Source organism: Vibrio pacinii DSM 19139 (genome assembly GCF_000711795.1).
GTDB classification, from domain to species: Bacteria; Pseudomonadota; Gammaproteobacteria; order Enterobacterales; family Vibrionaceae; genus Vibrio; species Vibrio pacinii.
In genome coordinates, this window is sequence record NZ_KL543978.1 from 1 (window position 1) to 25,826 (window position 25,826).

A 25,826-nucleotide genomic window follows, 5' to 3' on the forward strand; every position below is an offset into this window, starting at 1 on the left:
AGGTGTCATGTTCCATAGCGATCAAGGTAGTCACTATACCAGTCGTAAATACCGCCAATTACTGTGGCGTTTTCAAATAAAACAGAGTTTATCTCGCAGAGGAAATTGCTGGGATAATGCGCCAATGGAGCGCTTCTTTAGAAGTTTGAAGACAGAATGGGTGCCGACGGTAGGTTATCGTAGCTTCGCTGAGGCTCAACAAGAGATCACCCGCTACATTATCGGATATTACTGCCAACTCAGGCCACATCAGTATAACGGTGGCCTAACGCCCAATGAATCAGAAAGATTATATTGGGAAAACTCTAAAACCGTGGCCAATTTTAGTTGACCACTACATAGCGTGATTTTTTCATCATGCGTTCTCCGTTTGTTTCAGTGTAAACGGAAAAACTCTAATAGCTAATGACCAGTTTTTTGGGGAGGGTTACATAAGGGCGTAGGTACTGATTAAACGCCTCTTGCTCACTCTGCTTAATAAATGATTCATATTCTCTAGTTGTCTTGTGCATAGTTTTATTTAAAGAGTAGATAATTAGAGGCGAGCACTTCAAGAGCGACAGAGAACTTGTCGGGTGATAGGTACAAAACCAAAGTCGATCTCATCTATCAAGCTCTTTAGTCTCAACAATGATAAGCGTTTTCCATATCTTCCATATGTCATGCTTTGTTTTGCGTGACCGACGATTTCACAAACCTCATTTTCAGGCAAACCTATAGCCTGAGCAGAATCAACAAACGTATGACGCAAACCGTGCAACGTAGGTCGTTGAGCACCTGTTAACCCAATAGCTTTTAATACCTTAGTAAAACGCTTACCGAACTGCTCTGACCAACACATGGTTTTGCCATACGGCCGAATATCAAACAACTTATCCTTACGAGCTCCGTAACGATGGTTTACATAACTCAAGAAGCCCATATTAATTAGTTCTTTGTGCAGCGGTATGTAGCGAATAGAGGCTTTGGTTTTAACAGTCTTGCCTTCATCTTCGTTCACGCTAATACACCACACACCTTCTCGTTCTTGAACATCTTCGGTACGCAACTGGCAGATCTCACTCACTCGTGCACCAGTGAACAATAGCAGGTAGGGGATCCAGTAGTCTTCTAGCTTTTTCTGATAATTTACTAGTGAATCATTTGTTCCGATTACACCAACAAAGTTGTCATGAGAAAAAAGCTTAATTAGCTCTTCCCTACTCCATCTTCTGCGCTGTTCACTAGGAAGCCTAACGTCCCTTTTGACTCTAACATTTTCAAAAGGATTAACAGTCGCGTACTCCATTGTAATCATCCAGCTGTAAAACTGCCGAATCGCTGCGAGATAGTCCCGTATAGTCTTGGCTGACAGGCCTCGACCATAAAGGCTTTTGAGAAATGCACTAGCGTGACGAGGGGTGACAGAATAAGGGCTAACGGTTTGGCTTTCGAAAAAGTTATTGATTCTCGAGCTAAGCAGATCAACGTTTTTGGGCTTAACACCTTCAAGCTGTTTGTATTCAACGAACTCGCTTAATAACACTGAAACAGAAAGGCCTACATTAGAGGGAATGGAACTCGGTTCCATAGATACTGGCTGTATCGTACTAATGCGGCTGGGTGCAACTTCGTCAGATTTCACAAAGCCATTTTTTACGATGGTACTGATCGTCTCCTTGAATGTAGATATAAACTCTCTAACGTTTATCTCAGGAGCTGTCTCACCAACCAATGAACGTGCAGACTGAAGGAGAACTAAAGATCGGTCTATAGCGATGGAGCGTTCCTTGGTACGCAAGGAAAAACGCACTTCTTTTGGGTATCCAAAGTTAACCCATTGAGAGGGAAAGTAAAAACGAGAATAGTAGGTAGAATTACGATTTCGAAAAATGTACATCGTGACACCTTGTCGTATCACTGCCAATTGGAATTGCTTAAAATTGATGTAAATCTTTGAAATTACTAAAGAAGTTTGGAGCGTACTGCGGGAATCGAACCCGCATCATCAGCTTGGAAGGCTGAGGTAATAGCCATTATACGAAGTACGCTATGTCTTGAAGACAGGGCTAATATGCCACATCTGACTGAAAAGAAAAGTCTTTTATTGTCCTATTTGGTTCGACTGCTGAAGTTATCACCATTTTGTTGATTAAGTGCTGCTTTTCGCACCAATTGGCTCGTCAATCTTAAATTTCTGAGCCGTGACACGATTCTTTCCAGCCACTTTAGATTGATACATCAGCTTATCCGCATCGGAAAGAGAAATTGCCGTCGAAGTTTTAGGATAATAAGCACACCCTATACTGACTGTCACCTTGCGCGCTATGTCTTCGCGTAAGCCAATGGTTCTGACCTGATCACAAATCATCTCGGCCAACTCCACCACATCAGCAAAACCCTCATCATTGACGACGACCGCGAACTCTTCACCGCCAATTCGTCCGATAAGATGCGGTTCAGACAATACACTTTTTGCCGCCTCGGCTACCTCTCGAATCACTCTATCGCCGACTTGATGACCATATTCATCATTAACCCGTTTAAAATCGTCAATATCAAAGATCATTATTGCAATTGAACCAGGGTTATTGAGCCGACGCTCAAACTCTAAAACAAAATGGCGACGATTACTTAAACAAGTGAGCTGATCGGTTTCGGATAGTTTTTTGAGCTCTTGGTTGGCTTGTTTTAACGCTTTGGTGCGAGCTTTCACCGTTGCATTGAGCATAACAATATAACCCACAACCACGACAACGATGACCAAGATCGATAATGGCAATAAATAGTCAGGATAAACAGTGTTGATATACATCCAGCGGTTTAAGATTTGTTTCTTCTCTGCATTGGTCAATGCTGCAAGGCCAGACGTTATTTGCTTTAGCAATTGATTGTTGCCCTGCACAACTGCAGGTCGAAGTTCACCGGAATAGAGATGACGCACGCCAACAAAACGATGAGCTTGCTCACCACTACTGAGTAAGTAAAAGTTAGCAACTTGAAGATCGGCAACAAATGCATCCAATTCACCATTAAACGCCGCCTCAATCATCTGATTATTATTGGAAAAGCTGAGTAAGTTCAAATTTGGGTAATGCAGCTGGGTAAATGCTTGTTCGTAACCACCCGCAACAACCCCGACTTGGTATTGATGGCCACCTAGCAGAAACTGGTCAAGGTTGGTTGCGATAAGATCTTGGCTAATGAACATATGAGTGTCGATATTCATTAATGTCGGGGCATAATCGAGGTAAGCATCGCGCTCTTCCGACCACAATAAACCTGCGTGAATGTCTGCTCTGCCATCTTTCAACGCATCCAGTGACGCCTGCCAATCTAAGAGAAGAAACTCAATGTTAACATTGTGCTTTTTTCCATAGGCCTTCCAGTAATCGATTAAGATACCATCAGGCTCGCCGTCACTATTGATGAAAGAGAAGGGTTTCCACGCTTTTGAATTCGCGATAGTAAGGCTATTTGCCGATGAAGTATCGGCAAAGGTGTTAAAAGACAATAGCAGCAAAGCTAAAAGCAACCGATACACAAACGTTCCTAATTACTAGCTCAGAATACACCTACTCTGAGTAAAAAGTCAGTAGAATACATTATGTATAGATTAAGTTCGTGTTGCTAGCTGAAACGGACAAACAATTATGAGACTTAAATCAATTATTAATATAAGCCGCTGACTTATTTGGTTTTAAATTGCGCCATTTCATTATTCAACTCACCGACCTGGCCTTGAACCTGGTTTGATATTTGTGCCGAGGCCTGCGATATTTTGGCCACATCATCAACCGACGCGATGACTTGGTTCATCAACCCTTGAATTTCGTCAGTAGCATTCGACTGTTGCTGAGCAGAACTGAGTAATTCTTGCATTTGTTGGCTCAGGCGTTCGATCTGTTCGGTGGTGGCACTTAATGTTCCGTGAGCGTGTTGAGTATGATCCGCCCCTTCTTGTGCAAGCACTTTACTGCTATCAATCTCACTGACAACTGCCGCGGTCGATGATTGGATCGCATTAACAATGTTATTGATTTCTGACGTTGATTCCGTGGTACGAGTTGCCAGTAACCTTACCTCATCGGCGACCACTGCAAACCCTCGCCCGTACTCTCCTGCTCGAGCCGCTTCGATAGCCGCATTAAGTGCGAGTAAGTTTGTCTGCCCTGCAAGATTTTCAATCACTTCGGTAACGCGGCCAATCGCTTCACTCTCTTTACTCAGTTCATTCACTTGCACGCTGGCTTTTTCAATCGTTGCATGCAATAGATCCACGGTGGTTTTGTTGCGTTCAAGGGCTTTAGAACCTTGCTCAATGTGCGCCTTAGATTCAGCCAAACTAGCCGAAGATTGTTCGGCTTGAAGTGCGGTTTCACTGGCAGAGTGACTCACTTCAGCGACTTGTTGTCCAACAAGATCAATCGTGGATTTTTGGCTCTCCACTTGTGAAACCGTCTGATGACTCGCGTCTTGTAGCGATGACATACTACTGCCGACCTTTCTGGCTTTATCACTCACACCTTTAACAATATTGGCCAACTCATTATTCATTTTGTTAATAGATCGGGTCAAACTTGCTAGCTCGTCACTGCCACCGAGTTCTAATGCTGGCTGTGAAATATCACCATTGGCAATCGACTCGGCACGTTGAGAAATAGTGGCTACGCGTCTACCAATGTTTTTACCCATAAAATGAGCCACGCTAAAAGAGACACCAACCACCACTGCAATTGATGCGATAAGTAGTGTGAGTACCTCGGCCACTGATTGGAATATCCCCTGACCACTTTGATCGGCGCGCTGTTGTTGCTGATTAATCACAGTTTCAAGATTCGCGTTTATTGTTTCAACGGCTGGCACAAGTTGATTAGCCATTTTTTGGTTCGCTATATTCCAACCATTTGAACGACGTAGCGCGACCACTTGCTCTGCCAAAGGGAAGTAAAGTTGCTGCATATCTTTAAATAACGACCATAAACTTTGATCACTGCTCGACATCAGCTCGATTTTTGACTCAATTTCACGCACCGATTTGTTGTGCGAGTCTAAGAAATCTTGGTACTTTTCCAGATGGTCTTGTCTACCGTATGAAAGGAAATCTCGCATAGAAGAAAGCGCATTAGCCAAAGAGGTATAACTGTCAGCATAAAGGCGAAATAAGCGCTTACGCTCACCCCCCTCTTTATTACCAGCTTCATCGTTAATAAGGCCTTGCAACTGATCCAGTGCCACCTCTGCGATTGGTGCTGCTTCATTAATAAACAAAGAGTGTGCTGGGAGATTTTCATCACTATGGCTAAGTAGAGTAATTTCGTCGATTGATTGAGTCACCGCGGCCCAATCAGTGGTCACTTGTTGATATTGCTCCGGATCAATCAAATTCTCTAATGGAGGTAGAGCTCCCTCAACATGGTCTATTGCTTGCTGTAGGTTGGCTTGATGGAACGCGCTAGTTGCTTCATCTCCACCCAGCAACATGTATGCTCTTAGTGAAGACACCGTGGCGTGAATTGATTGTTGTATCGTACGTGCCGCATCAACCGTTGGCAGATCTCGGCTCAGTAACGACTGTGTCTGGCTTTCGACGCTAGCAACACTGCGATAAATGAAAAAAGCGGATGCGATAAAAAGTACTGCAAGTGACAGAAAACTCAGCTGTAACTTCCCTGATATCGTGAGTTTCATCCTTTAACTCCTATTATATAGTCAGTCGACACTATAGCTTCTTGCCGCTCATTGTTAAATATATGTAGTCCAAATAGTTAAACTTTCGTTTGAGTTAGTCCAAAAACAAAAAATTCCCGTGAAACCTGTAACGATTAATGTTTGTTTGCCGCTAGTCGATATTGGCGAAAACACAAGGTTTGGCCATCACTTCATCAGATAGAACTTGATTATCAACTGCTAATACACATGAATTCATCATGTCACGCTGCTCATTATCTACTCAGAGAGTTTTATATATAAGAGCCAATACCAAGATATCCGACCAAATCACCAATGTTCAACTTACCAATAAAACCAGTTAATTAGCAAAAACTAGATAATAAGTTCAAATTATGCCATTAAAGTTAGCAAAAATTAGAATTGTTCGCTGGATCATGTTTTCGGTCAAAGATGTTGCGGATGTATTAATAAAATGAATAATAACCAAAGTTACAAAAATGTAACAAAACACAGCATCATATAAATATTATTCATATAAACACCTATTCACAGGCAGGAAAAGCATGACAAAGCGTATATCGCTTGCTTTATTGGCAAGTTTGTTTGCAGGTAGCGCTGCAGCATCCAATTTGGATGAAAAAATCAACGAAGTCGTTGCACCTATCGTTAACCCATTTGTAGGAATGATCTTCTCGACTATTCCTTTCCCTTTTACTGACGTACAGGTGCCGTGGATTGTTCTTTGGTTGGTGGTTGCCGCCTCTTTCTTTACAGTCTATTTGGGTTTCATCAACGTGCGTGGTTTTAAACACGCAGTTCAACTGGTTTCAGGCAAGTTTTCTGATCCAAAAGAAAAAGCAGAAGGTGAGGTTTCACACTTTCAAGCGCTCACTACCGCTCTTTCAGGTACCGTTGGCTTAGGTAACATTGCTGGCGTAGCGGTTGCTGTTTCCATTGGTGGCGCTGGCGCGACGTTCTGGATGATCCTAGCGGGTTTGCTTGGCATGTCGAGCAAGTTTGTTGAGTGTGCACTTGGTGTTAAATACCGTAACACTAACCCAGACGGCTCTGTATCAGGTGGTCCAATGTACTACCTAAGCAAAGGTCTAGCTAAGCGTGGTAACGCAGCGTTTGGTCGTACACTTGCGGTCATATTCTCTGTATTTGCCATTGGTGGATCTCTTGGCGGCGGCAACATGTTCCAAGCGAACCAAGCGTTCAAGCAAGTTGTCGGTGTGACGGGTGGTGATGCGTCTTTCTTGGCTGATAAAGGTTGGTTGTTTGGACTGATTCTCGCTGTGATTGTTGGTATTGTGATCATCGGTGGTATTAAATCTATCGCGAAAGTCACTGAGAAAGTGGTTCCATTTATGGCCACTATCTACGTCGGTGCTGCGCTGATCATCATCCTAATGAACTTCGACCGTATCGATGATGCTTTCTACGCTATCTTTAACGGTGCATTTACTGGTGAAGGTATTGCGGGTGGTGTTATTGGTGTTCTTATCCAAGGTTTCAAACGAGCGGCGTTCTCGAACGAAGCGGGTGTTGGTTCTGCGGCAATTGCTCACGCAGCCGTTAAAACCAAAGAACCGATGTCAGAAGGTTTTGTCTCACTTCTAGAACCGTTTATCGATACTGTAGTTATCTGTACGATGACAGCACTGGTTATCATCATTACTGGTTATCTTGATACAGACACAGGCCTTGCAGGTGTTGAACTCACTTCAGCAGCCTTCGGTAGTGCGATCAGCTGGTTCCCATATGTTCTTGCCATCGCCGTTGTCCTATTTGCTTTCTCTACTATGATCTCTTGGTCTTACTACGGCTTAAAGGCATGGACTTACCTATTCGGTGAAAGCAAAATCGCTGAGCTTATCTTCAAAGTTAAATTCTGTATCTTTGTAGTCATTGGCGCGGCAATGAATCTTGGCCCTGTGATTGACTTCTCTGATGCGATGATCTTTGCAATGGCTCTGGTTAACATTGTTGGTCTTTACATCCTAGTGCCAGAAGTTAAACGTGATTTAGCGGATTACCTTGAACGCTTCAATGCTGGTAAAGTTTACAAAGTTCAACAGCAAGACAAGCAGAAGCTTGCTGAACAGGCAGAGTAATCACCGTTTAAGCAGATTTAATCCTACAGCAGGCCTCGGCCTGCTGTTTCTTTAATTCCAATCATTTATTGTCAGATTTATCCAACCGCTGTCACACCACGTATTATTTCATTATTCACAGCCCGGCCAGTACATGCTTCTAGTTTTAGCCCTAGAGCACGTTAAATAGTGACACCTTTCACTAATTTCCCTCAGTGTGTAAGCTTAACTTTACTGATCAATACACTATCGAATTGCGCAAGTTTTAACATTTTGGTTACACTTAACTCTAACGGCGTACTACAACATTGTTCTCTGCATTGTGAACACTTTCTAGCGTATTAATGCAAGCGTGAGTCACTGGTTAGCAGGTTATGTTTAGAACACGACCAAGAAGTATCAACGAATAATATCTACCTTGACTCGTCAAGACCGCAACATGGTTATCGGGTCATCGTTTGCTGCTCAACGTGCGATCCATTTTGAGTAGCAGTGAGGAGATAGCGATGAATGTTCAGACACTTCCCATGCATCGATTCATTGATCACCACGGTGTATCAATAAATCAACTACCCGCTTGGGCCGATATTGCCACCTTAACCACCTTCTATAAGGACATGGTTCTTACTCGAACCTACGACAACAAAGCGGTCGCACTACAACGCACAGGCAAGCTAGGTACCTACCCTTCACATCTTGGGGCAGAGGCATTTGGCGTTGGTCTTGGCCATGCGATGCATCCGAGAGATGTGTTTATCCCCTACTACCGTGACATGCCCGCAATGTGGGTGCGCGGTATCGCGATGGAGAAAAATCTTCAATATTGGGGAGGCGATGAGCGAGGCAGCGATTTTTATATTGAGCCAAGCGATGGGGGGGTTACAGAACATTGCCGCGACCTTCCCTTCTGTGTGCCTATTGCGACTCAATGTACTCACGCAGTCGGTGTTGCCGCGGCGCTAAAAATTGAAGGACATCATCACGCGGCTGTCGTGACTTGCGGAGACGGTGCGACTTCTAAAGGTGACTTTCTTGAGAGTATCAACTGCGCTGGGGCTTGGAATCTGCCACTGGTATTCGCTGTTAACAACAATCAATGGGCGATTTCTGTCCCACGAGCATTGCAGTGTGCGGCTGATTTCTTGTCCGAAAAAGCCAAAGGTGCTGGCATCAAGGGGATTACCGTCGATGGCAACGACATTGTCGCCATGCATGATACGGTGTTAGCAGCACTTGACCGAGCACGTAAAGGCAAGGGCCCAACTCTAATCGAGGCTGTGAGCTACCGTTTAAGCGATCATACCACTGCCGACGATGCTAGCCGTTATCGTAGCGATGAGGAACTCAACCAAGCGTGGCAGTTCGAACCGATTAAACGCTTACGACTCTATCTTGAAGCGCAACACGCTTGGGACAATACTCAGGAAGAGCAATGGCAAATAACATGCAAGCAACACGTTGAACGAGTGGTCGAAAACTACATCAATCTAGCACCACAAGCCCCCGAATCAGCGTTTGATTACCTCTACGAGCACACGCCTGCTGAACTCAACCCACAACGCGATGCACTAATTAATAAAGCAATGCGCATGCAAGGAGGCAAACATGGCTGAATTAACGCTGGTTGAAGCGGTCAACCTTGCCTTGCATCATGAAATGAATCGCGATGAGAGTGTGGTACTCCTTGGCGAAGATGTCGGTGATAACGGCGGTGTCTTTCGTGCAACTGTGGGTCTGAAAGAAAAGTTTGGCTTGCGCCGCGTTATTGACTCACCTTTAGCAGAAGCGCTAATTGGCGGTGTTGCCATCGGCATGGCGAGTCAGGGGTTACGTCCAATCGCCGAGTTTCAATTCCAAGGCTTTGTTTTCCCTGCAATGGAGCATCTAATCTGTCACGCAGCGCGAATACGTAATCGAACACGCGGACGCTTAACCTGCCCAGCAGTATTCCGCGCGCCTTTTGGTGGCGGTATCCATGCGCCCGAACACCATTCAGAAAGTGTTGAAGCTTTATTCGCTCATACTCCCGGCTTTAGAGTGGTCATTCCCTCTTCGCCACAACGTGCGTATGGATTGCTGTTAGCATCGATCCGGTGCAATGACCCAGTGATGTTTTTCGAACCCAAACGCATCTACCGAACCGTCAAATCGGAAGTCATTGATAGTGGCGAAGCGCTCCCTCTTGATCGCTGTTTTACGCTTCGTAAAGGGCGAGATGTGACATTAGTGACTTGGGGAGCGTGTGTGGTTGAGTCTCTGCAAGCGGCGCAAACCCTCTCATCACAAGGCATTGAGCTCGAGGTTATCGACTTAGCCTCAATTAAACCCATGGACATGGATACTATTTTGCGCTCACTGGAACGAACCGGACGTCTGTTAGTCGTGCATGAAGCGAGTCGAACCTGTGGCGTTGGCGCTGAGCTTTTAGCTCGGGTTGCAGAACAAGCAATGTGTTTACTCAAAGCGCCACCGAAACGGGTCACCGGGATGGACACCATCATGCCGTACTACCGGAACGAAGATTACTTCATGATTGATGAACAAGACATTGTGCTGGCGGCACGCGAGCTCGTGGAGGGCTGGAAATGAAAGCATTCTTATTGCCAGATCTCGGTGAAGGATTAGCTGAGTCGGAGATCATTGAGTGGCACATTAAGGTTGGCGACAGCGTGGAAGTTGACCAAGTAGTATTAACGGTTGAAACAGCAAAAGCCGTAGTCGAAGTACCGGCTCCCCATTCAGGGGTCGTCATTAGCCGACATGGTGAAGCGGGTGATGTGATTAATATTGGCACTTTGCTGCTAGAAATCGAAGAACAACCTGAACGGGTAGCGGACGCAGCGAAAAAATCACATCAACACGATGCCGCAACCGTGGTGGGCAATGTATCTCATACCACTCATCATGTGGATGTCGATAACTTTTGGGTTGGTGGCTCTCATAACTCATCCTCAACTCAAGCCGTCTCCGCACTGCCCTCGGCACGTCTGCTGGCCAAAAAACTCGGCGTTGATGTTAACCAAGTTAATGGTTCAGGCAATCAGGGCATGGTGACTGAAGAAGATATTTATCGTCAAGCAAGAAAACAAAGCCCAGGTACTGAGGTGCTTAAAGGAGCGAGACGCACGATGGTCTCGACTATGTCCGAGTCACACAGCAGCGTTGCCGCCGTCACGATAACTGAAGAGGCAAGTCTGGGTAATTGGCACGACGATGAAGATGTTTCGGCGCGTTTAGTCAAAGCCGTATTACACGCTTGTCAGCAAGAGCCTGCAATGAACGCTTGGTTTGATGCAGAGACCATGACTCGCTGCGTGCACAGTAAGGTCAATATTGGTATCGCAGTCGATAGTAGCCACGGCTTGTATGTACCAGTACTTAAGAATGCCGAACAATACAATGGTGAGCAAATACGACACTGGCTTGATGAGACAGTACAAGGTATTCGCAATCGTCGTATTGGCCGAGAAAGCCTGCAAAATGCCACGATCACGTTATCGAATTTTGGTGCAATCGCGGGTATTTTTGCGACGCCAGTGGTTTCCCCACCGCAAGTCGCTATTGTTGGTGCGGGGCGCATTATTGAGCGAGTGGTCATCCATCAAGGTCAAGCGATTGCCGTCAAAGTAATGCCATTATCGATCACCTTCGATCATAGAGCTTGCACTGGCGGTGAAGCGGCCCGTTTTACCAAGCGATTAGTCGAACACTTGCAGCAACCCAGCAGTTAATCACTTATCTCATCCAATCAAAAGCGCACCACCTAGGTGCGCTTACTTTTGCCAACTGGCTTGATTACACCTTGTCGATAAGCTCTGGTAAAATCTCAAATAAATCGCCCACCAATCCATAATCAGCAATCTCAAAAATGGGCGCATCAGGGTCGCTGTTAATCGCGACTATCACTTTTGAATCTTTCATCCCGGCGACATGCTGAATCGCTCCCGAGATGCCGACTGCAATATAAAGCTGCGGTGCGACAATTTTCCCTGTTTGTCCAACTTGCAGATCATTACTGACAAAACCGGCATCAACCGCCGCACGTGAAGCGCCAATTGCAGCGCCCAATTTATCGGCCAATGTTTCTAACATCGCAAAGTTTTCTTTACTTCCAACCCCGCGTCCGCCTGAAATCACCACCTGCGCTTGTGTGAGGTCTGGGCGCTCAAGATCCACCTGCTCACGCTTAATGAGTTGCGTCAGTTGTGGCCGATAGTCGAGATCGAGTGCCACCACCTCTGCGCGAGCCTCATCGGCAGGGGAGGCTTTGTCAAAAGCGGTCGCACGAATCGTCATCACAACCAAGCTATCTTGGGTTTTCACCCGTGCAAGCGCATTACCTGCATAAATAGGTCGAATGACGGTATCAGCACTTTCAATGGTGACAATATCAGACAACATATCCACATCGAGCAGGGCTGCAAACCTTGGCATGACGTCTTTACCATAACTAGTTGCAGGAGTAACAACATGAGTGTAATTTTTTGCTAGCGCTTGCAAGACCATGGCATGATTTTCCGCAAGACCGTCTTGATAGATGGGTCTGTCGACCATCAGCACTCTGTCGACATCGGCACAATGACTTAAGCTCTGACCTACTTGTTGACATTGACTACCAATCACCAACATGTCGATATGACCGCCAGCTAACTGTCGTAATTGTAACGCCGCAGTCAACGCAGAATAAGTGTCGGCGTGTACATTTTGATTATTATGCTGAGCAAGCACTAGTATATTCAAATGACTCATCGCTTTCCCCTTACTCTATGACTTTGGCTTGATTTTTAAGCTTATCAATCAGCTCAGCAACGTTATTAACTCGAACACCAGCGCTGCGGCTTGCCGGCACCACGACTTCGAGCACTTGATGATGGCTGGTTAACTCAACGCCCAACGAATCCGCAGCCACGACCTCTAAAGGTTTGCGCTTCGCTTTCATTATATTGGGCAATGAGGCGTAACGCGGTTCATTCAGGCGTAAGTCGGTACTGACCACAGCGGGCAAATTCAGTTGTAACGTTTCAAGGCCACCATCGACCTCTCGCGTGACCAATGCTTTATCGCCCTCAATTTCAAGCTTTGACGCACACGTCGCTTGGGACCAACTCGCGAGCCCTGCGAGCATCTGCGCAACTTGATTGTTGTCGTTATCAATTGACTGTTTACCCATTAATACCAAATCGGGTCGCTCTTGACGGACAATCGCATTGAGCAACTTGGCAGTCGTTAATGGCGAGTAAGTCTGGACAACGTCAACATGAATCGCTCTGTCTGCACCGAGCGCCAGTGCGTTACGTAACTGTTCTTGGCAACTTACGCCACCAATCGAAACCACCACCACCTCTTTACACACACCTGATTCTTTTAAACGTACCGCTTCTTCTACCGCAATTTCACAAAATGGATTGATTGCCATTTTTACATTGTCTTGTTCAACACCACTTCCATCGGGCTTGACTCGAATTTTGGTGTAAGGATCGATAACGCGCTTGATCGCAACGAGTACTTTCATTATCTGCTCCATCTAACCGTTGATAGTTTGAGCTTAGTAAAGTTTACGTTTACGTCAACTGTAACTATATTTATCTCATAGGCGATAACAACAAAGGTTTAGTAGGATGGAACGAGAGAGCATGGACTTCGACGTAGTGATCGTCGGAGCTGGCCCTGCCGGGCTAACAGCCGCTTGCCGACTTGCGCAACTTGGGGTAGACAATCAACGGCCAATATCAATTTGCGTCGTCGAGAAAGGGGCTGAAGTTGGCGCACATATCCTCTCTGGTGCGGTGTTTGAGACCACCGCACTCGACGAGCTTTTCCCCGATTGGCGTGAGCGTGGAGCCCCAATCAATACACCCGTTGGCTCAGAGCGACTGCTCTACCTCACTACCCCACAACGCCACGTGCAAGTTCCCGAACTATTGACACCGTTAGCCATGCGCAATCAACAAGACCAATACGTGATCAGCCTGAGTAAACTGTGCCGCTGGTTGGCAGAGCAAGCAGAAAGCCTTGGCGTTGACATTTTTCCCGGCTTTCCAGCCAAAGAGATCTGCTTTGATAAAAACGGTCAAGTATGCGGGGTTATCACTGCCGATATGGGACTTGATAAAGACGGCCAAGCGAAATCGACTTTTCAACCGGGTATTAAGCTCAATGCAAAGCAGACGATTTTTGCCGAGGGCGCACGTGGACATTTAGGCAAACAAATTATTAGTCGTTTTCAGCTTGATGCAGATAGCCAACCACAGCATTACGCTTTAGGCATCAAGGAAATTTGGCAACTCAGCAAAGACGACCCGCGCTTTCAACCCGGACTTGTCGTCCACACCACAGGTTGGCCATTATCGGAATCATCAACCACAGGCGGTGGTTTTCTCTACCATCTCGAAGATAACTTAATTGCGGTTGGCCTGATCACCGATCTCAACTACACCAACCCGTATCTGAGCCCATTTGATGAATTTCAACGCCTTAAACATCACCCCAAATTCGCCGAGCAGTTAACGGGGGCCGAACGCATCGCCTACGGTGCCAGAGCGCTCGCCAAAGGCGGCCTTTTTTCTCTGCCCAAACAGCAGTTCCCAGGCGGACTATTGATTGGCTGTGACGCGGGCACTCTCAATGCAGCGAAAATAAAAGGTTGTCACACAGCCATGAAATCTGGCCTTTTGGCCGCAGAATCTGTATTTATCGCGCTATTAAACAGTGAAAGCCAAGCCAATTATCAACACTTGTTTGAGCGCTCTTGGCTCTATAGTGAACTCAATCAACAGCGTAACTTTCCGGGGGCCATCCACAAATACGGATCTTTGATTGGCGGGGCACTGGCACTGCTTGAACAAAATATTTGGCAGCGCTTAACCGCAGGTACATCGAGTTGGGATATTAAAGATACCCAACCAGACTATGTGGCTTTGTATGAACAAACTCGCTGTAAACCGATTCACTACGATAAACCTGATGGCGTATTAAGTTTCGATAAGCCTTCGTCAATGTATCTCTCTGCTACTTTCCATGAGGAGAACCAACCGTGTCACTTACAGGTAACCGATTTAAACATCGCCCTAGCGCAACATATGACACTATTTAACGAACCAAGTCAGCGTTATTGCCCCGCCGGGGTGTATGAAGTGATCGACGCACAAGGCAAACAAAAACTGCAGATCAATGCGGCCAATTGTTTGCACTGTAAAGCGTGTGACATCAAAGACCCTTCGCAAAACATTACTTGGACACCGCCAGAAAGTGGCGGGCCTAATTACCAGAATATGTAACTTATAACGCGCATTCAGGGTGAATTTAACAGCACAACATAAGACGTTTTTACTTTGTTGGAGTTAAGTTATCCGGCTTGGCTCTTTTGCCGAATTGTTGCTAATTTTCGTCTTAATCGATCACTTTATTAACATCTCAAAATAAATCCATCATTGATTTAAAAAGAGATTCCAATCACATTTTATTCGGTTATAATTCGCGCCACTGCGATTTATGTTGATAAACGCAAACTTAATTTGAAGAAATCGACAGCTAACCGAACCTCGCTAACGAGGGAAAATGAGAGTAATAATGAGCAAGATTGATAAAGCAATGCGAATCCTACTAGCAGGATTTTGTATCAACCTTTGTCTTGGCATCCTGTATGCTTGGAGTGTATTTAACAAAGCGTTAGTCACAGAGTCTGGCTGGAGTGCCGCTGAAGCATCGGCTCCTTATGCAACCGCAACGATCACCTTTTCTATCTGCCTTCTTGTTGCGGGCATCTTGCAAGATCGCATGGGTCCACGTCTGATTCTGATCTTAGGTACTGTACTTACCGGCCTTGGCATGATCGCGTCTGGTTTTGTTAACTCACCGCTTATGCTCAACATCACCTTTGGCGTGATCACCGGTGCAGGTATCGGTTTTGGTTACGCTTGCCTATCACCTTCAGCCATGAAATGGTTCCATGCGTCGAAAAAAGGCATGGTTAACGGCATCATCGCAGCAGGTTTTGGTCTTGCGGCTATTTATCTGGCGCCAGTGACTTCCGCTTTGATTGACAGCATGGGTATCCAAACTAGCTTCTTAGTTCTTGGTATCGGTATCCTTGCTATTGCGGTTCCTTTAGCCGCCACTATTAATAATCCACCAGCGGATTACACCCCTGCTGAGCCTAAACTCAAACAAGGGCAAGCTCCTAAAGTGGTTAAAAAGTCTGATGACCTAACTTGGAAAGCAATGCTAAAAACGCCGCAGTTTTATTCACTGTGGATCATGTATGCATTCGCGGCATCGGTTGGTCTAATGATCATCGGCAATATCACAACTATCGCCAGCGTTCAAGCAAACCTACCCAATGCGGTTTACCTTGCGTCTATCTTAGCAGTATTTAATTCAGGTGGCCGTGTTGCTGCTGGCATGTTGGCTGATAAAATTGGCGGCGTGCGTACTCTACTGCTCGCATTCGTGCTACAAGGCGTAAACATGGTTCTGTTCGCGACATTCAATACAGAGTTCACGCTTATCATCGGTACGGCTATTGCGGCTGTTGGTTACGGAACGCTTCTCGCCGTATTCCCTACTCTAACCGCAGAATTCTACGGTCTTAAAAACTACGGGACTAACTACGGCGTGCTCTACACTGCATGGGGTATCGGTGGTGCCATCGGCGCAGCTGTAGTTGGCTTCTCAATGACTAGCGGCGAAGGTTATGCACTCGCTTATACCGTTTCCGCGGTTATGATGGCGGTGTGTATTGTTCTTGCCGTGATTACTAAGCCGATGACTGAAGCTAAGATTGCGCAACTAAAAACCGCTTAATTAATTGATTTTGAAATAGAAAGGCTTAACCTTAAGGTTAAGCCTTTTTTGTATAAATATAGTATGCCGATGAATTTACGAACATTTTTTATATTAATTCTGATTTCTACCTTCGCAGGGTGCGCCACTTATGCAGGATTCAATTACGATCGGTTGTTTGGCGTTGCCAGTGTTCAACAAAGAGACACTGAAGCCGCTAGTGTAGACAGTCATTTTTTCTTAAATGATGTCAAACCGATTATCGACCATCGCTGTGTGGTATGTCATGCCTGTTACGATGCGCCTTGCCAACTCAAAATGTCATCAGTGCAAGGCATTGACCGAGGGGCGAGTAAAGATTTGGTCTATGAAGGTACTCGTCTCACGGCTACCAAACCACAGCGCCTTTTTGAAGATGCCCAAACCACTCAGGAGTGGCGAGATCTTGGCTTTCACCCAGTCCTCAACGAACGGGTACAAAACCCAACCGCGAACCTAGAAGCTGGGCTGGTTGCGCGTATGCTGCAACAAAAAGAGTCGCATCCGTTACCTGATCAAACTCAGTTACAAGGGTTTGATTTTGCCGTGGATCGCTCACAAGTCTGTCCAACGATTGAAGAATATGACCAATACTTGCAAGACTACCCAACTTGGGGAATGCCTTATGGGATGCCAAACCTGTCAAGTAATGAGTATGCAACCTTGATGAACTGGTTGCAAAACGGCGCGAAGATGAACAAGCCCATCGCGCTCACTGCCGAGCAAGCAGAACTCGTTTATCAATATGAAACGTTACTGAACAAGGGAACTCATAAAGTTCAGTTAACCGCACGTTATATCTATGAGCACCTGTTTTTATCCCATTTGTACTTTTCTGATCTCAACGAAACCACGCCACGTTTCTTTAGTTTAATACGATCTGAAACCCCACCGGGTCAACCCGTAAAACGGATTGCGACACGACGTCCGTATGATGATCCCGGCGTTGAACGAGTCTATTATCGTCTGATTCCGGTCCAAGGCACCATTGTCGATAAAACCCACATGCCCTTTGCCCTAAATCAGGCGCGGATGCACAACTGGAAGTCGTGGTTTATTGATGCAGATTACACCGTTGCGCAATTACCAGGTTATAAACCCGATGTGGCGGCGAATCCAATGACTGCTTTCATCGACTTGCCCGTCAAAGCCCGATTCGAATTTATGCTCGATAACGCGCAAAACACCATCAATGCCTTTATCAAAGGGCCTGTATGTCGTGGCCAACTCGCGCTTAACGTAATCAACGATAGATTTTGGGTATTCTTTCTCGACCCGGAAAAATCCGATATTCCCGAGGTTAATGAGTTTTATCGCTCACAAGCCGATAACTTAAAACTGCCAAGCGAATTAGAGAGTAACACTTTACCTGTCACTCACTGGGTATCCTATTCCCGCCAACAAGCGCGTTACCTTAACGCCAAGTCTGAGTTTGTTAATCGCTGGTTTGCCGGAGGTAAATACCTGACTACCGATATAATCTGGACAGGTAACGACACTAACCCCAACGCTGCGCTAACCGTGTTCAGACACTTTGATAGCGCCTCAGTCGTGCAAGGTTTAGTCGGTGAGCCGCCTAAAACCGCTTGGATTTTGGATTACTCACTAATCGAGCGTATCCACTATTTACTCGTGGCTGGCTTTGACGTCTACGGCAACTTTGGCCACCAGTTGATCACACGCATGTTTATGGACTTCTTACGTCTTGAAGGTGAAAGTAATTTCATCGCCTTGTTACCACAAGAGATGCGCCATCAAGAGCAATCAAGTTGGTATCAAAATCAAAGTACCCAGTTTAGTGACTTTTTACTTCGTAATGTAAAACCGTTTAATCAGCCATCACAGGTGCTTTATCAAAGCGATAATCCGAAAGCTGAGCTGTACAACATTCTTAAAACCCAGCTTAACCCCGTACTAAGTAACCGCTACGAGATTGAACAAACTGGCTTCTCCCCAGCGAATGAAGAGTTGCTACGTTCGATAGACAATATCAAAGGCCAAGGGGTGTTTTATTTGCCACAAATCATGATGTTAATGATTGAATCACAACAAGGTGATGAGCAACTGTTTACCTTGCTCCACAACAATGCCCATACCAACATTTCGAGTCTGTTTGATGAAGAAAGTAATCGAGACCCAAAAAATGATGACCTTACTTTAGTTCGTGGAGTGATCGGCAGCTATCCTTCGGCGTATCTATCTCTCAAGGAACAGCAGATTCCTCAGCTAGTAAAAATGTTGCGCTCTATTAAAAGTGAAGAAGATTACGTTAAGTTGTTGGATACGTTCGCGGTTCGTCGTAGCTCAGACAAGTTCTGGCCATTTAGTGACAAGGTTCATCAATGGTATCGTACCAATCAACCTATCGAATTTGGTTTACTTGACTACAATAGATTTGAGAATAGGTAGAACCGTTCAACTGCGCAGACAACGCAAATGGAGGTAACCATGGGTATTAACGATAGCATTCGAGCGTTGGAACAACAGATCTATGTCGCTTGCTCTGAAGGAGATTACGACACAGTCAATATGCTTGAGCATCAATTGGACAGCTTACGCAATAAAGCTGAGCATCCCTTTGATGACGATCCCAACGCGTCAGAATCGACCATCTTCCCAGAAGATAATCAGTACTAAATTGTCAACGCCCTAGCAAAAGCTGGGGCGTTTTATTTAGCGGCTCTTGTACGATTCTTTATCAATGCCGTGTTTTTTCATTCTTAAGTACAGCTTTTTTCGCGGTACTTGTAGGTAACTGGCCGCGTCACTCACACGACCCGAGTGAAGAAATAACGCATCTTCAATCACCCCCTTCTCATAATCCCCCACCAACTCATCAAGCGGCAACAAAGCTTCCTCTTGAGTGTAGAGTTTTTCTTTACCGGTCAACTTTATGATGCCAACGGCGAACAGTTCCGCCACATTGCGTAGCTCACGCACATTTCCCGGCCAATGATGAGTCCGTAAGATCGACAAGTAACTTGGATCGACTTTCGGCACACTTTTACCAAGCTTAATACAGCTCAACTTGAGAAAATGATGAAACAACACCGCCACATCGTCAGGACGAAAACGCAGTGCTGGCATCTCTATCACGCCTTGATTGAGAACATAATAGAGCTCGGGAACTAACTTAGCCTCAGCAATCAACTGTTCTGGATTTTGGTTCAAGATAGCAATCACCTGCAGCGGCTGGTTGTTTCTCTCTTTTTCGATGATCGCTTGTGCTAACGTGCGTTGGCAAGCTTCGCTCATCAGCTCAATATTGTCTATCAGCCAAGTCGAGGAGGCTTGGCTGCTTATTTGTTGAACAAGCCGTTCACCATCGTTGCAGGCCTCGCTAGTCAGCCTGAACGCATCTTGTCGATTGTTATCGGCCAGATCGTGGATCAATTGCGCCACTAAATGACGGCCCGCGCCCGTCTCCCCCCACACCACAACATGATTTTTAAGTAAAGCAAACTGAGAAATACAATGACGCATCTGCTCTAACTGGGCGGAATGACCAATTAAACTACGATCAATGCTTGAGGCCATCGCTCGCTTTTGCTCAATAAATACTTTGCGAAAACTGAGTTGCTCTTTAACCATTTCCAATAACAGCGCAGGATTAATTGGTTTTTCAACAAACTCACATGCGCCTTTTTTGAGCGCCTCGACAGCCATAGGGATATCGCCATGACCAGTGATAACAATCACTGGAATCCGCTCGTCCAATTGCTTGATTTTTTGCAGCAGTTCCAAGCCATGCATCTGTGGCATATACATATCGAGCAATACCACACCAGGCCAATCCGGGTTAAGAAACTGACTGACAAGAGTCGGGTCGGCAATAGGTTTTGCGGTCAAACCTGCTAACGCCATCAAATGCATATAAGAGTCCAACACATCCTGGTCGTCATCAACCAATAGGACAGAGTAATTAGGATTGTTCATAAGGTAATTCCAAAAGTACTAACGCGCCGCGGCGAAGGCTCGACGCGAGGTAAATGTGGCCAGCATACTTCTCTATCAGTGACCGGCTGATGCTTAACCCAAGGCCAAGACCCACCTCTTTGGTAGTGGTAAAAGGCGTGAAGAGTTTAGTGATAATCTCAGGTTCAAAACCATCACCACTATCTTCAATAGCAATGATGTGATGACTTGCATTACTGTCGAGATGGTAAATAGCAACACAGCGTAACTCGCCATTTGATTCACTGATTGCATCACAACTATTGACCATTAAATTAATCAACACCTGCTCTAATGCCAATGCACTAAAGGTAATGCGTAACTGTGGGTCAATATAGTTGTTAAGCGTGACCAATTGGCGCTTGGCCTTAGTGTTGACTATTGTCATTGCCTGTTCGACCACTTCATGCATCTGCAGCAGCTCTGCCGGCTGATCGCCATCCGATTTTTTTGCAAAGCTGCGTAAGCTTGCTATTACCTTACTCATTCGACTCGCCAACGCGTCCACTTGAGTTAACGCCTTGTTCACACCTGTAAACTCGTTGGCATCACTGGATAGTTTGGCACTGTAAATATACGTCGACATCGCATTTAACGGCTGATTAAGTTCATGCGCTAGACTTGTCATGGTTTGCCCCACCACCGCCATTTTCGCAGCTTGAATGAGTTCACCTTGCGTTTGCTTGAGGTGGCGCTGAGCACGCTCTCGCTCAAGTACTTCTTGTGACAAATGTTGATTCTTTTCGATTAAATCGTGGGTTTTTTCATCCACTAACTTTTCTAGCTCACGCGCGGTCAACTCTTGTTGGGTCACGTTGGTAATAGTGACAATCACCTTGTTAAGCTGTCCATGGGAGAACTGGTGAAAATCAAAGTGTAAGTAACATGGCTCTGCGTTTCCTACACTAAGCGTTAATTCATCTTGCCCTTGAGTGAACAACTTTCCTTCACGGCTAAAGATACGGGCTAACTCTAACTGATTGCCTCGGTCGAGGATCTCCCAAATCGGCTTATGTTCAGCACTTGCTTCTGTCGAGAGAAGACGGCGTGCGCTTAAGTTTTGCGATTCAACATATCCAGCTAAATCACAAGTCAGTAAACTCGCCGAAGTATTATTGATAAGGCTGATCGCATTGGTGCGCTGTATCTCTTTGACACTTTCACCATATTCGATCAATTTTTCACTCAAACGGCCAATTTCGTCCTGGCCATCGACTTGGATTGGATAACCTAATTCCCCTCGCGTAATCGCATCAATACTGGTACTCAACGCGGTCAAACGCGCGACGATACGACGATTGATAAAGTAGTAGGTTAAAAACAGCGACATCAAGATCGACACACTAAAACAAACCAATAGCACCCGATTACCATAGGACACCAAGCTAGCCGTCTGCTTCTTAACATCAATAAAGCTCTTATCAGCAAGAGTAACGATTTGGCCTATCTGCTGATGAATCTCATTGAGCTGGCGATCGATGTTCTGATTCAAAGCAATAATTCTTTGGTTGAGCGTCACTTTATCCAAGATCTGCAAATAAAATAGTCCATCGGGTGCGAGCAAACCTAACAGCTCTTCGTTTAACTGCTGATAGGCGATGGCCGAAGGTAGATTGACAATCACCTTACTGTTCGTCCTCAGCTCATCCAATTTATATTGAATAACTTTGGTCGCGTTATGTACCTGACCAAGCTGCTGCGCTTCCATCACATCGCCAATCATGCCAAACACGTTCGATTCAAGATCAAGAACCTGCTGGATAGTACGCAGTTGTTCAAGAGCGATATTACGCCTTTCCTCAGTGTCATCTCGTTCGATTAACCAATGCAACTCTTGACGAATCGGCGTCAGTTCTGCACGAATGTCTTGCTGTAGCCAATTTAATTGCTCTTTAAGCTTGTTGATCTGCCTTGTTTGCTCAACGCGCTGTAATACGAGATCGCTGTAATGACGCAAGGTTTTTTCCAGCTCAAGGTAGAGTTGAGATAAATTGACGCTGTCGATATCGCTCAAGCCATCTTGCTCATGCTTGCTTAAGGTACGCTTGATTGACTCGATTAAGGTGGATAACGTAACCACCTGATTGTTCAACTCAACCTTATTGGTAATGGTCGGCAAAAGTTGCACTTGGTAACGGATTTCACTGCTGCGACTCTCAAGTAAGTAGCTGGTGTTATATTTAGGCACGCTCTGTTCAAGTAACTCACTCACTTGCCCATCTAGCTTGCTCCAAGTTAACCATGCCACTACGCTCACCACGGTTAGCAGCAACGTAGTACCAGCAAAAGCCAATATCAGCTTAGCACCAATGGTGTTCCACTTTTTCATTGGCTGCGCTCTTGTTGCAATTGGCTGATACGCGTTGCAACTTGAGTCAAATTGGCGTCAAATTGGGCACCAAATCGATAGCCAAACTCAGCCAACATCGCACGCTCCAAACCGCTGGACTCGATGTCATCTGCCATGTTTTTATTCATTGTGTCTGAGTACTGTTTGATTTGCTGCTCAGACATTGGGATATCAAACAGCTGTGCTTGCAACGCTTCGAGTTCTTTGCTGAGGATTGAATTGGCCGACGCCACTTGTTTAAGCATCATTAAACTCAACCACGCGTCTTGCAATTCAGGTAACCGCTTGGTGATAGCCTCGTCAAACATCAAATTGACCAGTTTTTCACGTGCCATCAGTGAGTGAATATCTAAACGGGGAATATCGTTGCTATACAGTGCCGGATCAGCAATCGCATGCTTCGAAAAGCTGCTGGCGAGCATCGTGGTTTGTACCTGTTTCGATAGCAGCAATTCAACAAACTGCTCCGTCACAGCCTTATCTCCGGGCTGTTCAATTACGCCAATGTAAGTCGGCATAAGCGTAAAATCGTGATCGTAGCCAAATTCGACATAGTTAAACTGGTTTGACTGCACCAACGCATAGCTGTCAATCGTCGGGCCAATCGCAAACTGACCTTTGGCAACATAATCGCTAACGCCAAAACTACGTGATGAAATCGTACCTAGATTGGCCCCCACATTAAGAAGGATTGACCAACCTTTATCCCAGCCATAACGCGTTAGGATACTCTCAACCATCATTTGTGTGGTCCCCGAGCGGCTAGGCGTACTCATGGTCAAATGGCCAAAATAGTCAAATGATGTGAGATCAATAAAACGCTTCGGTTTCTTGAGACCGTTGGCAGAAAGGTAGTCGTTATTCCAAACCAACCCTGCCCCCGAGTAACCAACACTGGTCACTTTACTTTGTTCGGGCAACACGAACTGACTCAACCAAGCCGGCAATTCATTAGTAAAGGTTACCGGTGACAATTGATGGCGTTTATTCAACTCTTGCATTAGAAAGGGCGATGAGCTCAATACCACATCGACATCTTTAATATAGCTTTTATTTAGCAGTTGAATCGCAGATTGAGTTCTGCGGTGCATCAGTTTGATATCCACATCTGGATAGCGCTGTTTATAATCCGCAATAAGCTCAGCAACGGGATCACTAGAAAATGTGGTTAAGATAACCAGTTGTTCTTGGCTGGAGAAGCTAATTGGACTAAATAGCCCCATCGCCGTTAGCCATGCCGCATAGATTACCGCGCGTGTACTACAGGTTGCCACGTCACAAAGTCCCTCAAAAATGTGCGTCATTTCAAAATCTGGCAACAAGCTGATAAAAGGCTTGTTGGATGATTGGGTCAAAGCTGACGCAATGCTTCCCCCTCTCTATGCATAATTCTATCAATTTATCGCCAATCGCTCGGTTTAAAGTGCCATATTTAACCCATGCCAATCACTCACTTGAGTCACTTTTGCCTCAAAAGTCCCTTTTTGAAGCTCTAATCACAACTCGACATGATGCTCCCGACAAATCAATTAACGTCATTTATTCGGAGTAAACAACTATGTTTAATTTCTTTAAAACTCGTCCGGACGCCCCCTTGTCCGACGGCAACAAAACCGCCATGCAAGCGCGATTCAAAAGCTACCAATGGCAAGTGTTTCTGGGTTTAGTATTTGGTTACGCGGTATTTTACGTGGTACGTATGAGTTTAGGTGTGGTTAAGAAACCCATGCTTGATGCTGGTATCGTTACCATTGAAGAGTTGGGTATTATGGGTTCAGCCTTCTTCTTTACTTATGCAATAGGTAAATTCTCGAACGGCTTCCTCTCTGATTATGCCAACATTGGCCGCTTTATGTCGTTCTCATTACTGTTGTCTGGCGCGACCGCGATTTTCATGGGTCTTAATACCACGGCCTTTTTCTTTATTTTGCTTTGGGGCTTAAACGGTTGGTTCCAATCGGTAGGATCTGCACCTTCGTGTGTGTCTCTGTTCCAGTGGTTCTCACCAAAGCAACGTGGTAGCCGTTACTCTATCTGGGGTGGATCACGTAACATCGGTGAAGGTATCACCTGGATCCTGACAGCAACACTCGTGAGCTACCTAGGTTGGCAAGCAGGTTTCATTGGTGCTGGTATTGCGGCAATCATCGCAGCACTTTGCATGTTCTTTATTCTTAAAGACCGTCCTCAAACTTATGGTCTACCAGATGCTGCAACAGCATTTGACGAAGAACCAGAAATCAAGAAGACGAACGATCCGAAAGAAACGCGTCGTGCGCAAATCTTCATCCTTAAGCAACCAACCGTATGGCTAATTGCTGCTGCGTGTGCTGCGATGTACGTATCTCGCTACGCCATGTCGTCTTGGGCTGTGCTTTACCTACAAGAGTCCAAAGGTTACTCACTGATTGACGCCGGTTTTGCAATGTCTACTTACCCAATCGCGGGTCTAGCTGGCGCGATTCTATCTGGCATCATCTCTGACAAGGTATTTAACGCTAACCGCCACATCCCAACACTTCTGTACGGTATCGCTAACATTGCGGGTATGTGTTTGATGTTCTTCGGTCCTGATAACCGTGTTATTGACGCCGTTGCACTTGGTCTAATTGGTTTTGCAATTGGTGGACTAGTGGTATTCCTTGCTGGTCTGACTGCTTGTGACCTAATGCCTAAGAACGCAGTAGGCGCGGTAAAAGGTTTCATCGGTTTGTTCTCTTACATGGCGGCATCCGCTCAGGAAATGGTCTCTGCATCACTGATCAAGATTACTGAAGTAGATGGTGTCACTACGTACGACTTCTCCCAAGCACAGTACTTCTGGCTAGCCGCTGGTGTGGTTTCTCTACTACTCGCGCTAACGGTTTGGAATGCAAAAAAAGTCGTTGATATTGACGAATCACACAGTGACCTCAAGCCAAGCACTGCGAGCTAATGACACAGATTGAGGGGCC

The 25,826-nt window shown here is 45.6% G+C and carries 18 protein-coding genes and 1 tRNA gene; 10 read left to right on the forward strand and 9 right to left on the reverse strand.

What is annotated here, in order from left to right; genetic code table 11:
* The coding region (locus BS19_RS18090; RefSeq protein WP_038176241.1) for an integrase core domain-containing protein at positions 1-331 on the forward strand (331 nt) is incomplete at its 5' end.
* A gap of 219 nt (positions 332-550) precedes the next feature.
* Here the strand turns inward: BS19_RS18090 and BS19_RS20070 are convergent.
* From BS19_RS20070 to BS19_RS18110, 4 genes are all read right to left on the reverse strand, one after another.
* Positions 551-1,879, reverse strand: coding sequence for a tyrosine-type recombinase/integrase (locus BS19_RS20070; protein WP_084186066.1), 1,329 nt, complete (start codon positions 1,877-1,879; stop codon positions 551-553).
* Between the two features lie 76 nt (positions 1,880-1,955).
* Positions 1,956-2,030, reverse strand: a tRNA-Gly gene (locus BS19_RS18100).
* Between the two features lie 101 nt (positions 2,031-2,131).
* Entirely contained in the window at positions 2,132-3,523 is a 1,392-nt protein-coding gene (locus BS19_RS18105) for a transporter substrate-binding domain-containing diguanylate cyclase (protein WP_038177270.1), read from the reverse strand.
* 146 nt (positions 3,524-3,669) lie between these two features.
* Positions 3,670-5,670 (reverse strand): HAMP domain-containing methyl-accepting chemotaxis protein, encoded by a 2,001-nt coding sequence (locus tag BS19_RS18110; protein WP_038177271.1) that lies wholly within the window; start codon positions 5,668-5,670, stop codon positions 3,670-3,672.
* A 545-nt stretch (positions 5,671-6,215) separates the two neighbouring features.
* On the opposite strand from BS19_RS18110, the gene BS19_RS18115 reads away from it, so the two are divergent.
* The 4 genes from BS19_RS18115 to BS19_RS18130 all read left to right on the forward strand — a co-directional run bounded on the left by BS19_RS18115 (position 6,216) and on the right by BS19_RS18130 (position 11,479).
* Entirely contained in the window at positions 6,216-7,769 is a 1,554-nt protein-coding gene (locus BS19_RS18115) for an alanine/glycine:cation symporter family protein (protein WP_038177272.1), read from the forward strand.
* 485 nt (positions 7,770-8,254) lie between these two features.
* Positions 8,255-9,361 carry a pyruvate dehydrogenase (acetyl-transferring) E1 component subunit alpha gene (gene pdhA, locus BS19_RS18120; RefSeq protein WP_038177274.1) on the forward strand — a complete coding sequence of 369 codons (1,107 nt, stop codon included), beginning with the start codon at positions 8,255-8,257 and terminating at the stop codon, positions 9,359-9,361.
* A complete protein-coding gene (locus BS19_RS18125) occupies positions 9,354-10,337 on the forward strand; it encodes an alpha-ketoacid dehydrogenase subunit beta (protein ID WP_038177276.1) in 984 nt (327 codons plus the stop codon). The genes pdhA and BS19_RS18125 overlap by 8 nt, the downstream gene beginning before the upstream one ends.
* Positions 10,334-11,479 carry a dihydrolipoamide acetyltransferase family protein gene (locus BS19_RS18130; protein ID WP_038177277.1) on the forward strand — a complete coding sequence of 382 codons (1,146 nt, stop codon included), beginning with the start codon at positions 10,334-10,336 and terminating at the stop codon, positions 11,477-11,479. The genes BS19_RS18125 and BS19_RS18130 overlap by 4 nt, the downstream gene beginning before the upstream one ends.
* A 64-nt stretch (positions 11,480-11,543) precedes the next feature.
* Here BS19_RS18130 and BS19_RS18135 read toward each other — a convergent pair whose 3' ends face one another.
* Entirely contained in the window at positions 11,544-12,497 is a 954-nt protein-coding gene (locus tag BS19_RS18135) for an electron transfer flavoprotein subunit alpha/FixB family protein (RefSeq protein WP_038177278.1), read from the reverse strand.
* 10 nt (positions 12,498-12,507) lie between these two features.
* Complete coding sequence (locus BS19_RS18140; RefSeq protein ID WP_038177280.1) at positions 12,508-13,260, reverse strand: electron transfer flavoprotein subunit beta/FixA family protein; 753 nt, start codon at positions 13,258-13,260, stop codon at positions 12,508-12,510.
* A 106-nt stretch (positions 13,261-13,366) separates the two neighbouring features.
* On the opposite strand from BS19_RS18140, the gene BS19_RS18145 reads away from it, so the two are divergent.
* The 4 genes from BS19_RS18145 to BS19_RS18160 all read left to right on the forward strand — a co-directional run bounded on the left by BS19_RS18145 (position 13,367) and on the right by BS19_RS18160 (position 19,205).
* The gene (locus BS19_RS18145) at positions 13,367-15,025 is read left to right on the forward strand and encodes an electron transfer flavoprotein-ubiquinone oxidoreductase (protein ID WP_038177281.1); all 1,659 of its coding nucleotides are present in this window, start codon (positions 13,367-13,369) and stop codon (positions 15,023-15,025) included.
* Between the two features lie 292 nt (positions 15,026-15,317).
* Positions 15,318-16,550 carry an L-lactate MFS transporter gene (locus BS19_RS18150; protein WP_038177282.1) on the forward strand — a complete coding sequence of 411 codons (1,233 nt, stop codon included), beginning with the start codon at positions 15,318-15,320 and terminating at the stop codon, positions 16,548-16,550.
* Positions 16,551-16,619: 69 nt separating this feature from the next.
* Positions 16,620-18,977 (forward strand): fatty acid cis/trans isomerase, encoded by a 2,358-nt coding sequence (locus BS19_RS18155; RefSeq protein WP_038177551.1) that lies wholly within the window; start codon positions 16,620-16,622, stop codon positions 18,975-18,977.
* A gap of 39 nt (positions 18,978-19,016) precedes the next feature.
* Entirely contained in the window at positions 19,017-19,205 is a 189-nt protein-coding gene (locus tag BS19_RS18160) for a hypothetical protein (RefSeq protein WP_038177283.1), read from the forward strand.
* Between the two features lie 36 nt (positions 19,206-19,241).
* On the opposite strand, the gene BS19_RS18165 is transcribed toward BS19_RS18160, so the two are convergent.
* From BS19_RS18165 to BS19_RS18175, 3 genes are read right to left on the reverse strand one after another with little or no spacing between them, the layout of a single operon-like run.
* Complete coding sequence (locus BS19_RS18165) at positions 19,242-20,504, reverse strand: sigma-54-dependent transcriptional regulator (RefSeq protein ID WP_038177284.1); 1,263 nt, start codon at positions 20,502-20,504, stop codon at positions 19,242-19,244.
* Positions 20,491-22,851 (reverse strand): ATP-binding protein, encoded by a 2,361-nt coding sequence (locus BS19_RS18170; RefSeq protein ID WP_038177286.1) that lies wholly within the window; start codon positions 22,849-22,851, stop codon positions 20,491-20,493. Before BS19_RS18170 ends, BS19_RS18165 begins: the two co-directional genes overlap by 14 nt.
* Positions 22,848-24,095: an ABC transporter substrate-binding protein gene (locus BS19_RS18175; protein WP_425425027.1), complete on the reverse strand. Its 1,248-nt coding sequence runs from the start codon at positions 24,093-24,095 to the stop codon at positions 22,848-22,850. Before BS19_RS18175 ends, BS19_RS18170 begins: the two co-directional genes overlap by 4 nt.
* Positions 24,096-24,430: 335 nt before the next feature.
* Here BS19_RS18175 and BS19_RS18180 point away from each other — a divergent pair, with 335 nt between their 5' ends.
* A complete protein-coding gene (locus BS19_RS18180; protein WP_038177288.1) occupies positions 24,431-25,807 on the forward strand; it encodes an MFS transporter in 1,377 nt (458 codons plus the stop codon).
* Positions 25,808-25,826: the final 19 nt, after the last annotated feature.